Source organism: Ramlibacter sp. (assembly GCF_035706265.1).
Taxonomy (GTDB): domain Bacteria; phylum Pseudomonadota; class Gammaproteobacteria; order Burkholderiales; family Burkholderiaceae_C; genus Ramlibacter.
This window is the reverse complement of record NZ_DASSVG010000366.1, coordinates 1-5,870: the sequence shown is the minus strand read 5'-3', so window position 1 is coordinate 5,870 and position 5,870 is coordinate 1. Positions and strand designations below refer to the sequence as shown.

Here is a 5,870-nt window from a genome sequence, read left to right as displayed (position 1 = left end):
TGAACAGGTCGGGCCCGGTGCGCATGCTTCCCAGCAGGTGCGGCTGGTCGTACACGTAGTCGCCCGGCACCGAGGCGCGGCCCCAGCCGCGCTGCAGGTCGGGGCCAAGGCTGCGGTCGCGCGGCTGCTGGCTGTGGCAGTAGACGCAGCCGTTGGCGATGTAGACCTCGCGCCCGCGCAGCTGCGCGTCGGTGTACGGCTGCAGCTTGGGCGGCGGCGCGATGTCGCGCACCTGCACGTAGGGCAGCACCACGAGGGCGGCGGTGGCGACGCCGACGGCCACCATGGCCCCGGCCGCCAGCTTGAATTCATTTTCCATAAGCGGGAGCGGGCAGCAGGTCGGGACGCGGAGCGAACAGGGCGGCGCCGGTGCGCATCGGGCCGAAGCGCAGCGCCATGGCCAGGAAGTGGCCGACGAAGATCAGGTGCCCGAGCACCAGCAGCACGCCGCCGACCGAGCGCCACTTCAGGTAGGGCAGCGTGAGCGTCACCGATTCCATGAAGGCGCGGGCCGGATCGAGCATGGCCAGGCCCTGCAGCCAGCCGCCGACGGTCAGCGCGACGAAGTAGATCAGGATGCCGACGGCGCCCAGCCAGAAGTGCAGCGTGATCAGGCGCGGGAAGGGCCACTCCCAGTTCAGCACGCGCGGCATCATGAAGTAGATGGCGCCGAACAGCACCATGCTGACGAAGCCGTAGGCGCCCAGGTGGGCGTGGCCGACCGTGTAATGGGTGAAGTGCGTGACCGCGTTGACGCTGCGCAGCGCCTCGATCGAACCCTGCAGCGAGGAGGCCAGGTACATCAGGCCGCCGAACATCATGAAGCGCAGCGTGGGCGAGAAGCGCGCCAGGTGCATGCGGCCCTGCAGCGTGCCGCCCATGTTGATGGTGAAGGCGATGACCGGGATCACCATCATCAGGCTCTGCACGATCGACAGCGTGACCAGCCAGCCGGGCACCGGGCCGCCCACCAGGTGGTGGCCGCCGACCTGGCCGTAGAAGAACGCCAGGGTCCAGAAGCCGAGGATCGACAGGTTGTACGAGCGCACCGGCCGGCCGATGATCTTGGGCAGGAAGTAGTAGATCGCGCCCACGCTCACCGGCGTGAACCACAGGCCCAGCACGTTGTGGCCGTACCACCAGTTGGTCGTGGCCTGCTGCACCCCGGTGTGCACGCCGGGCAGCTTGCCCACCAGGAACAGCAGCGTGATCCACAGCACCCCGGCCACCATGTACCAGGCGCTCACGTAGAGGTGCTCGGTCTTGCGGTTCACCAGCGTGAACAGCACCGGCAGCACGATCAGCACGAAGCCGGCGACGATGAAGCTGCCGATCTGCCACGGGATCTCCAGGTACTCCATGCCGTCGGTCCAGCCGGCGGCGATGGCGCCGATGCCGGCGGCGATGCCGGTGTTGATCAGCGCGCCGCCCAGCATGGTCCACACGGCGCCATGCAGGCGGGTGCGCAGCAGCCGCGGCAGCAGCCACAGGATCATCCCGAGCGCTGCATTCGTGATCCAGCCATACAGCACCGCCGTGAGGTGCACCGTGCGGATGCGCCCGAAGGTGAGCCAGGCCCACTGCGTGAGCCAATCCGGTTCGTGCAGCTTGATCGACGAGGTCAGGCCCGCGATCGACCCGAGCAGCAGCCAGAAGCAGGCGAAGGCCGCGAACATGAAGACCGGGAAGGCGGTGGAGCGGTCGGCCAGCACGCGCGCCTTCAGCTCCTCGGGATCGGCGGTGCCGGGTTCCGGGTGCGCCGCCTGCTGCAGCGCGCGTTCGCCGTGGCTGGAGAGGGTGGGGTCCTCGACGCGGCCCACTTCGCCGCGGGCGAAGATCACCGAAGCCGCGGCCGGGTTCTCCACCAGCAGGCCCTTGCGCAGCGACCAGATGAAGACGAACAGGCCCAGGATGGAGAGCAGGAAGGCCCCGAGCAGGCTGAGGATCGCGCTGTCCATCAGGCCTGGCCCTCCGCGTAGGCGGTGCGGTACATGCGGTACCCGTACCAGAGGCTGTCGGCCACGCGGTGCGCGAGTTCGTCGGCGCGCTCCTGCATCGGCGGGTTGCCGAGCGTGGCGGTGGTCTGGCCGAACAGCGTCAGCCAGCGCTCGAACAGTTCGGCGGTGAGCCCGGGCAGCGCCACGTGCTTGGGCATCGGCGTGCCGCGGAAGCGCGCCGTGCCGCGCAGCGCGCCGGACCAGAAGTCCACCATCTTCGCGAGGTGCGGCTCCCAGTCATCGATGTGGGTGTCGAAGATCGGCCCCAGCACGGGATCGCGCCGGACCTTGGCGTAGAAGCCGTGAACGAGTTGGTGCACCTCTTCTTCGGTGCAGAGATCGGGAGTTGGCATGGGTTGCGGTTGGCTCGCTCGCCGTTGCGGCGCTGCGGAATTATAAGATGCATGTTTGATCCATCTTAAAAAGACCGTCGACGGATTGCGGCATTCCGGCTTGCGCCGGCGCGCGGAATCTGGCAACGGGAGCGGCTGCGGGCGCTAATCCGGCCTGCGGCCGTAGCGGATCGACTGCACCTTGCCGTCGCGGAAGACGACGATGGCCACGAGGTTGCCGGGCCCGCGCTCGTACAGCCATTCCTCCACCGGCTGGCACGGCACGTAGGCGCCCGCGATCGAGGGCGGCACGGGATAGATCGAGCCGGGCAGGAAGACCGGCGCGCAGGAGGTGTCCACCAGCAGCGGCTGGCCGCACTTGTAGAGGACCGAGACCTTCGAGTCGCCTTCGGCCGCGATGGCGCCGTTGCAGCGCAGGGATTCGGCGTGCGCGCCCGGCGCCGCGACCAGGAGCGCCAGGGCGGCGCGCAGAAGCGTGTTCATGCTGGGCTCCGGTAGCCTGGGGCAAGGTCATTGTGCGCCTGCGGCGCGCCGCGCGGCTACGATCCCCGCAGGAGGAACCTTTCGCCATGCCCCTTCAGCCCGCGGCCAGCCGCCCTGCCCCATCCGTGCGTCACTGGCTCGTCGATGCCGCCGGCCGCATCGAGGACGCCCTCGGCCCGGCGCGGGTCACGCGGCTGGTGCTGCCGCCGCTGCCGGCCCCGGCCGGCAAGGAAGGCGAGTTCTGCGCCGTGCAGCTCGAGGACGGCAGCGTCGGCCTGTCCTTCACGCTGCTCAATGGCACGCTGCGCGCGCTGCACGAACGCACGCGGCCCGTGGCCGGCGCAGCGGCGGCGGAGCTGGTGGCCGGTTATGCGGACGGCGACGGCGCCGCCCGCGCACTGGGCCTGGCCACCCTCAACGCGTTGACGCGGCGGCTCTGCGAGCGCGCGGGCTTCGCGCCCGACGACTCGGTGGATTCCTTCGGCTCGCTGGGCCTCGCGGCCGGCGACCGCCTCGGCATGGTGGGCCATTTCTCGCCGCTGATCCGGCACGCACGCGCGCTGGGCATCCCCGTCGTGGTGCTGGAACTCAAGGCCGAACTCGTTCGCGAGGAGCCGGGGCTGTCCGTCACGCTCGATCCGCAGCGGCTGCAAGGCTGCAACAAGATCGTGTCGACCAGCACCCTGCTGCTGAACGACACCTTCGAGCAGGTGGCCTCGCACTGGCGCCATGCGGAGGCCGTCGCGATCGTGGGGCCCTCGGCCGGCTGCCCGCCGGATGCGCTGTTCGCCGCCGGCGTGAGCGCGGTGGGGACGGCGTGGGTGACGGATGCCGAGGCCTTCCTCGCGCGCGTGGCGGCCGGCGAGAAATGGGGCGATGCCTCGCGCAAGGTCACGCTCACGCCGCAGCGCTATCCCGGCCTCGATCGCCTGCTCGCGCGCGCGTGTTGACGGCCGCGTGCCCGACGCAATCCTTCAAATGAGGGAGAGGCGCGCGCCGCCTGCTGCACGCGCGCATGGCCTGTTCGCCACATGCTTGACCTGCCGCAGCAATTTGTCAGCTCCGGACAATGCGGCTCGCTCATGATCGCCCTGCTGCAGAGAAATTCAAACAGGGGACGGAGAACAAGGATGGCCTGTGGTGCCTCGGAGATTCGCCACGAGCTGCATGCGGCGCGCGACGCGTGGAGCGCCGGCGACTGGCTCGGCACCGGCGAGCGCGCGAAGAAGACGCTGGCCGCCGCCGTGACGGCGCGCGATTCGCACGGCGAGGCGCAGGCCTGCCTGCTGCTGGCCAGCGTGCTGTCGCTGGAATCGCGTTTCGCCTGGGCCCGCACCTTCGCCACCCGGGCGCAAGCGCTGTTCGCGAAGCACCACGACGCCACGGGCTTTACCGACTCCATGCTCGCCCTGAGCTACGTGGACGGCGCGCTCGGCGACGACGTGCTGTCGGCGCAGGCGGCAGAGCAGGCGCTGGCCGGCGCCGGCCGCGTGCCTGCGCGGGGCGCCGCCGGCCTCAACTACCGTGGCGTGGCGGCCTGCTGGGCCGGCGACTACGGCACCGCCCGCGGCGTGCTCGATGCGGCCTGCCATCTCGCGCGCGAGGAGACCGGCTCGCAGGCGGCGGCGTTCCATCCCTTGTCCAACGCGGTCTTCACCGAGGTGCTGCGTTGCGCCACCGGCCGCATGGCGCGCCACCGGGTCGACTTCTCCGAGCTCGGGCGCCTGCTGTACGAGCAGGAGCAGATGCTGCGGGCGGGCGCCATCGGCACCCTCACGGGCGGTTCGCCCGATCCCGCGCTGCTGCTGTACGAATTCGCGAGCTGCTTCGCGGCCAGCCGCACCGGCGACGCCGGCCTCGCCGACCGCCACTACCTCGCCTGCCTGGAGCGCGCGGCGCGCCTGCCGGGCACTTCCTGGATGTGGTCGCTGGTGTGGTGGGCCCGGCTGGAGCGCACGCTGGCCGCCGGCACCGTGCACGATGCGGCCGCCTCGGTGCAGCGGCTGGTGGCGACGGCTGCCGCCGGCGAACACGCGCCGATGAAGAAGCTGGCTGCCCGCCTGGCCGCCGAGGCCCAGGGCTGCCTGCACGCCTAGGAGCGGGGGCGGTGCGGGCCTCAGGCCCAGCGGTACGCCGGCGCCGGGCGCCGCGGCAGCGGCAGCGGCGGCATGGGCCGGCCGTAGATGCGCTCGATGCGCAGCGCCAGCGGCGGGTGCGCGTCCAGCCGGCCGCCCTTCTCCGCCGCCGGCCCGAGCAGCAGCAGGTGCTGCACCAGGCCCGGCAGCGGCGGATCGGCCGGCAGCGCGTCGGCCTCCTTGCGCTGCGTGAGCGCCTTGCGCAGCACGCCGCCCAGGCCGTCGCGGCTGCGCGTCCACTGCACCGCGCGCGCGTCGGCCAGCAGCTCGCGCTGGCGCGCCACCGCGGCCTGCAGCAGGCGGCCCGCGTACCAGCCGCCCGCGCCCATGGCCATGATCGCGGTCCCGAACAGCAGCGCCACGCCGCCGCGCTCGCGGATCGTGGCGCCGAAATCCCACACCAGCTCCAGCCCGGACACCATGCCCGCGAGCTGCATGTTCAGGCGCGTATCGCCTTCGTGCAGGTGGCTGCACTCGTGCGCGACCAGGCCCTGCAGCTCCTCGCGCGTCAGCTGCTCCAGCGCCCCTTGCGTGACGGCCACCACCGCATCGTCCTCGTCCCAGCCGGCGGCGAACGCGTTGATCGCCTGGTGGCGCGGCATCACCATCACCTCGGGACGCGGCATGCGGGCGGCGATGCAGATCTCGTCGACGATGTTGGCCAGGCGCTGTTCCTCCTCGGAGACGGAAGGCCGCACCTCGCGCGCACCCAGCCGGCGCGCGAGCCGCTGCGCCGCGCCGGGCAGGCGCAGGCTCGAGGCTTCGAGCCACCAGCCGCCCAGGACCAGCAGCAGCGTGACGCCCACGTTCACCGTGAAGAAGAAGCGCGGGAACGGCAGGCCGACCGGCGAGGCGAAGCTCACCAGCAGCCAGCAGGCCGCGAGCGCGAGATGCACACCCGC

7 protein-coding genes are annotated in these 5,870 nt (G+C 71.5%); 2 read left to right on the top strand and 5 right to left on the bottom strand.

The window, feature by feature from the left end; translation table 11 throughout:
• The 4 genes from VFM98_RS13310 to VFM98_RS13295 all read right to left on the bottom strand — a co-directional run.
• Nucleotides 1–319, bottom strand: a 319-nt coding sequence (locus VFM98_RS13310) for a cbb3-type cytochrome c oxidase subunit II (protein ID WP_325110399.1), incomplete at its 3' end; no start/stop codon positions are given.
• On the bottom strand, nucleotides 309–1,958 hold the full coding sequence (locus VFM98_RS13305) for a cbb3-type cytochrome c oxidase subunit I (protein WP_325110398.1): 1,650 nt from the start codon (nucleotides 1,956–1,958) through the stop codon (nucleotides 309–311). The genes VFM98_RS13305 and VFM98_RS13310, both read right to left, overlap by 11 nt.
• Nucleotides 1,958–2,350 carry a group III truncated hemoglobin gene (locus VFM98_RS13300; protein ID WP_325110397.1) on the bottom strand — a complete coding sequence of 131 codons (393 nt, stop codon included), beginning with the start codon at nucleotides 2,348–2,350 and terminating at the stop codon, nucleotides 1,958–1,960. Before VFM98_RS13300 ends, VFM98_RS13305 begins: the two co-directional genes overlap by 1 nt.
• A gap of 144 nt (nucleotides 2,351–2,494) precedes the next feature.
• The gene (locus tag VFM98_RS13295; RefSeq protein WP_325110396.1) at nucleotides 2,495–2,833 is read right to left on the bottom strand and encodes a DUF2845 domain-containing protein; all 339 of its coding nucleotides are present in this window, start codon (nucleotides 2,831–2,833) and stop codon (nucleotides 2,495–2,497) included.
• Nucleotides 2,834–2,919: 86 nt separating this feature from the next.
• Here VFM98_RS13295 and VFM98_RS13290 point away from each other — a divergent pair, with 86 nt between their 5' ends.
• Nucleotides 2,920–3,783: a Rossmann-like domain-containing protein gene (locus VFM98_RS13290; protein ID WP_325110395.1), complete on the top strand. Its 864-nt coding sequence runs from the start codon at nucleotides 2,920–2,922 to the stop codon at nucleotides 3,781–3,783.
• A 180-nt stretch (nucleotides 3,784–3,963) separates the two neighbouring features.
• Nucleotides 3,964–4,929: a hypothetical protein gene (locus VFM98_RS13285; RefSeq protein WP_325110394.1), complete on the top strand. Its 966-nt coding sequence runs from the start codon at nucleotides 3,964–3,966 to the stop codon at nucleotides 4,927–4,929.
• Between the two features lie 20 nt (nucleotides 4,930–4,949).
• Here VFM98_RS13285 and VFM98_RS13280 read toward each other — a convergent pair.
• Nucleotides 4,950–5,870, bottom strand: a 921-nt coding sequence (locus VFM98_RS13280) for a M48 family metalloprotease (protein WP_325110393.1), incomplete at its 5' end; no start/stop codon positions are given.

Bases quoted from the DNA above. Each gene is read 5' to 3' on its own strand.
- VFM98_RS13305 (WP_325110398.1), bottom strand. From the start codon at position 1,958: ATGGACAGCGCGATCCTCAGCCTGCTCGGGGCCTTCCTGCTCTCCATC.
- VFM98_RS13300 (WP_325110397.1), bottom strand. From the start codon at position 2,350: ATGCCAACTCCCGATCTCTGCACCGAAGAAGAGGTGCACCAACTCGTT.
- VFM98_RS13295 (WP_325110396.1), bottom strand. From the start codon at position 2,833: ATGAACACGCTTCTGCGCGCCGCCCTGGCGCTCCTGGTCGCGGCGCCG.
- VFM98_RS13290 (WP_325110395.1), top strand. From the start codon at position 2,920: ATGCCCCTTCAGCCCGCGGCCAGCCGCCCTGCCCCATCCGTGCGTCAC.
- VFM98_RS13285 (WP_325110394.1), top strand. From the start codon at position 3,964: ATGGCCTGTGGTGCCTCGGAGATTCGCCACGAGCTGCATGCGGCGCGC.